This is a genomic window from Achromobacter sp. GbtcB20 (assembly GCF_019091095.1).
GTDB classification, from domain to species: domain Bacteria; phylum Pseudomonadota; class Gammaproteobacteria; order Burkholderiales; family Burkholderiaceae_B; genus Achromobacter; species Achromobacter mucicolens.
Genome location: NZ_JAGXJZ010000148.1, coordinates 1 through 632 on the forward strand (window position 1 = coordinate 1; position 632 = coordinate 632).

A 632-nucleotide genomic window follows, 5' to 3' on the forward strand; every position below is an offset into this window, starting at 1 on the left:
GCATGCCTTTTTGCCAGTACCATCTTCCCTGTCCCGACCTCGCGCTTGCTGACGCCAAGCCCGCGCCAGGTCAGCACCAGCAACCATCCAAAGGAATCCAATGACCATCAAAGCCTACGGCGCCCATGCCGGCGACCAGCCCCTCGTTTCCCTCGACATCACCCGCCGCGACGTCGGCGCCCACGACGTCCGGATCGACATTGCCTATTGCGGCGTCTGCCACTCCGACCTGCACCAGGTGCGCGGCGAATGGGCCGGCACCCTGTACCCGTGCGTGCCGGGCCACGAGATCGTCGGCCGCGTCGCCGCCGTCGGCGCCCACGTCAGCCGCCACAAGGTCGGCGACCTGGTCGGCGTCGGCTGCATGGTCGACAGCTGCCAGGGTTGCGCCGACTGCGAGGAGGGCCTGGAACAGTATTGCGACGCCATGGTCGGCACCTACAACGGCCCCACCGCCGACGCTCCCGGACACACCCTGGGCGGCTACTCGCAGCAGATCGTGGTGCACGAGCGCTTCGTGCTGCGCGTGAGCCACGCCGAGGACCACCTGGCCGCCGTCGCGCCGCTGCTGTGCGCCGGCATCACCACCTGGTCGCCGCTGCGCCACTGGAACGCCGGTCCCGGCAAGCGCG

At 69.6% G+C, this 632-nt stretch carries 1 protein-coding gene; it reads left to right on the forward strand.

Annotated elements, in window-relative coordinates:
- Positions 1-100 precede the first annotated feature (100 nt).
- The coding region (locus KVT32_RS28260) for an alcohol dehydrogenase catalytic domain-containing protein (RefSeq protein WP_217619221.1) at positions 101-632 on the forward strand (532 nt) is incomplete at its 3' end.